General features: G+C 41.4%; 3 protein-coding genes and 1 tRNA gene. All 4 read left to right on the forward strand.

From position 1 onward, the window contains the following. Positions 1-36: 36 nt before the first annotated feature. Positions 37-112 (forward strand) — tRNA-Lys (locus H6B10_RS13550). A 433-nt stretch (positions 113-545) separates the two neighbouring features. After that, on the forward strand, positions 546-1,310 hold the full coding sequence (locus tag H6B10_RS13555; protein WP_204652092.1) for a hypothetical protein: 765 nt from the start codon (positions 546-548) through the stop codon (positions 1,308-1,310). 2 nt (positions 1,311-1,312) lie between these two features. Continuing rightward, positions 1,313-2,272 carry a hypothetical protein gene (locus H6B10_RS13560; protein WP_204652093.1) on the forward strand — a complete coding sequence of 320 codons (960 nt, stop codon included), beginning with the start codon at positions 1,313-1,315 and terminating at the stop codon, positions 2,270-2,272. A 719-nt stretch (positions 2,273-2,991) separates the two neighbouring features. Next, a partial coding sequence (locus H6B10_RS13565; protein WP_204652094.1) for an IS110 family transposase occupies positions 2,992-3,168 on the forward strand: 177 nt, incomplete at its 3' end.

Below are 3,168 nucleotides of genomic sequence, written 5' to 3' on the forward strand. Positions count from 1 at the left end.
GCCGAGCCTTAGGCCCGGCCCGGAGATTGCTATTATGCACCATTAGCTCAGCTGGTAGAGCAACTGACTCTTAATCAGTGGGTCCTGGGTTCGAGTCCCCGATGGTGCACCAAACCAATATAATCCGAACTTGTTTCCGATAGGAGATGGGTTCGGATTATTTGTTTTCTTTGAAAGTTATGAATGCGTATATTTCCGTAACGGGATAAGATGTGAGCCTACTTCCAAATCTAGAGGGCTGCGCAAGAAGAAAGTTTCATAACCAAATAGAAATGGCGCATCTTATTTTGCTCCTCTGTTTCTCTTTGTGCAAGTTCATAGTTAATCAGCGAGTAAAAGAAAGCATACTAATTCTCGTCTGTAATGAAGAAGCATATTCCTTACAAAGGAACTGCGAGCCTGATGGCAACTTGATTCAGCACATCGAGGGAGCCGGAAAACAGGAAGAAAGGCTATTTCAATTGCTCTTATAGGCTTTTTCGATAGCCCTATTGACAATTATATTGACTAATAGCATACTGTGAATAATGAAAGGGGGGCATACAATGAGTGCTGAAGTAAAAAAGAGCAAGCCTAAAAGCAAGGAATATCCCGCAGTTACCTTGGGACAAGCGATTGAGTTTGTGGGTAAGTTTAAGGATTATCCTCGTGGTAAGCCTATTTCGTATGATGTAGCCGCAAAAGAGTGCGGCGTTAGTTCCAGCACAAAATCATTTAGATACACCATTAGTTCGGCCAAACAGTTTGGCTTGATTTCTACATCCACTGGACTTACTTTTACATTATTAGAGCCCGCTTATCGATTAGTTCGCCCCACAGAGTCTGAGGCTGCACTAAGAACACTTAAAATTGAATGTTTTTCCACGCCTAAACTGTACGCAGAGATGCTCCCTGATCTCATCGGAAAATCTTTGCCATCTGTAAGTACGATTGAAAACCTATTGGTGAATTACCATCAGATATTGCCTACTACAGCTAAAAATGCTGCACAGAAATTTGTTGATTCGGCCACAGAGCTTAATATTATTCAAAACGGCGTTTTGTGTTTGGATATCGAATCTAACTCAAATTTTCCAACGGAAATAAATGCTGAAAATTCAGAAGGGAACAATACCGAAATCCAAAACGGGTCAACTATTGGGGGAACACCAGTAGTTGACGCGAAGGAATTTGCAGCTCCGTTGAATATTCCCTTCGGGGATAAGCGTAAAGCAGTTTTATATATGCCGATGGACACAACCAAAGAAGATGCAGAATATGTCAAGGAAATGATTGCTTTGATGTTTAAACGTGTATATAAGGTGGATTAAGCATGGGGGAAGTGCATAATACACATGACTATCTTTTCCATATAACCGATAAGACGCTCAGTGCGGTTCTTTACGATATTGGAATTGCACATAACAATTGTTCGCCTTTAGAAGATATAGTTCGTACTTGCGATATGTCGCAGGCAAAACCTGTATTAGAATTTTTTGAGCAGGCAGGCCTAATTAAAAAAGATCGCTGTACGTTGTCTGGATCGGGAAAGGAATTGTTTGAGCTTTCTTTTGTATACTCTGATGAGGTATCCGCAAGAGAACGAATAGCACAACTCTTATTGCGTAATCCTGTTGTAAATCTGATTTCTCAATCTTTTTATGGAAGAGGGAAAATTGGAGTCGAACAGCTTAGAATTCTCCTTAATTATCACGGAATTAGCGGTCAGGAAATAACGTATTCAGATGTGGTTTCGTTGCTTATGCTCTTAAACAGATATAGTATCGTCGTGTATGACAAGAAGCATAGAGCATTTTGCGTCAAACTTGCAGGGAATTATACCGAGCCTATTTCGCAATATTATATCACACCAGACACGCCATATAGCAACATTTATAATATGCGCAAGGTCATACGTTTTTGCAGAGGGAATATATACTGGATTGACAAGCATTTTCGAAAAGAAGGATTCGAAATGCTTGTTGACGGGTTGCCGTATGAGAATGTCAAATCTATTACTATTATTTCTGGAACAGACAACATAACCGTAAGTGCCAAAGCAGATTATTTTAACCTCCAGACAGAATTGTCACAAAGAGGAATTTCGCTAAATTGGAGGGTCATAAAAAATAACTCATTTAAATGGCATGATAGGTGGCTCATTGCGGATAATCAGTGCCTTAATATTCCACCAGTTCTTGCGATTATACGCGGACAAAGAGCAGAGATTATTGCGACCAAAGAACGTCTCGATGTGCAACCTTTTGTGACAGAAAGTGTTCTGGTTTCATAATCTCTATTCTAGATGCCACTCAACTGTAACTTGTTATCACAATGGAGTAAGAGGTCATCTCTATCCATTCAAGTAAAGATTTTTACGCAAGAAAGAAGACAGAGGATAAGCTTAAAATAGCAGGGCATCACCCTTCCTAACGGCACACTACTTTGTTATTTTACTATACCATTTTCGTTTTTGTGCCTTTTGTATGTCTGCTTTTTCTTGCTTTGCTTTCCACTCTGCAAATTCTCTCTGCCCCTCTTCGCTCTCATAGAAGACCAAAATATCCGGCAGAATACAGCGGGCTATCGCCTCGATCTGATGTTGTGGTATGGTGGTGTTATTGATTGGCTTTTTCCTTCGACCCAAAGAATCCCTCCATCCGGTCTGTCAGCTTCAAGTTGCTGGTCACATTGCTGCTGTCAATCCGTCGGAGGCTTTGCGCCTTCAACCATACTCCTTCAAATTCCGCTACAAAATTCCACATCCCCTTCCTTGTATTATAGAGTGGTAGTTATTAGAGCCCCTCTCCAAGGGCTGTGCTACACTGTAAGGGATGCTGTGGATTGGTGATCGCCTCCTACCACAAGATGGTTCTGGAAAGGTTCCAACCACAGCCCTTTGCAGTTTTGTTAATCAGTTAAATACCGCCAGACGGTTTATGTGGAACAAGGCTACAAAAGCAAAGTGTTCTGTGGAACAGTATCACAAATTTACCGTTGGAGGTACTGGTTATGGTCGTTTCCGTTGGTATCGATGTGGCAAAGGACAAGCACGACTGCTTTATTCAGAATTCTGAGGGCGAAGTCCTGGCGGATGTGTTCACCATCTCTAACAATATGGATGGCTTTCATACGCTGTTGGAGAAGATTCAGGCCTGTATCGCACCTCAGGACAAAATAAGAGTAGGG

The sequence above is a fragment of the Gemmiger formicilis genome, assembly GCF_016901605.1.
Taxonomy (GTDB): domain Bacteria; phylum Bacillota; class Clostridia; order Oscillospirales; family Ruminococcaceae; genus Gemmiger; species Gemmiger formicilis_B.

Excerpts from the sequence above, each read along its gene's own strand:
- H6B10_RS13555 (WP_204652092.1), top strand. The coding sequence starts at position 546 with ATGAGTGCTGAAGTAAAAAAGAGCAAGCCTAAAAGCAAGGAATATCCC.
- H6B10_RS13560 (WP_204652093.1), top strand. The coding sequence starts at position 1,313 with ATGGGGGAAGTGCATAATACACATGACTATCTTTTCCATATAACCGAT.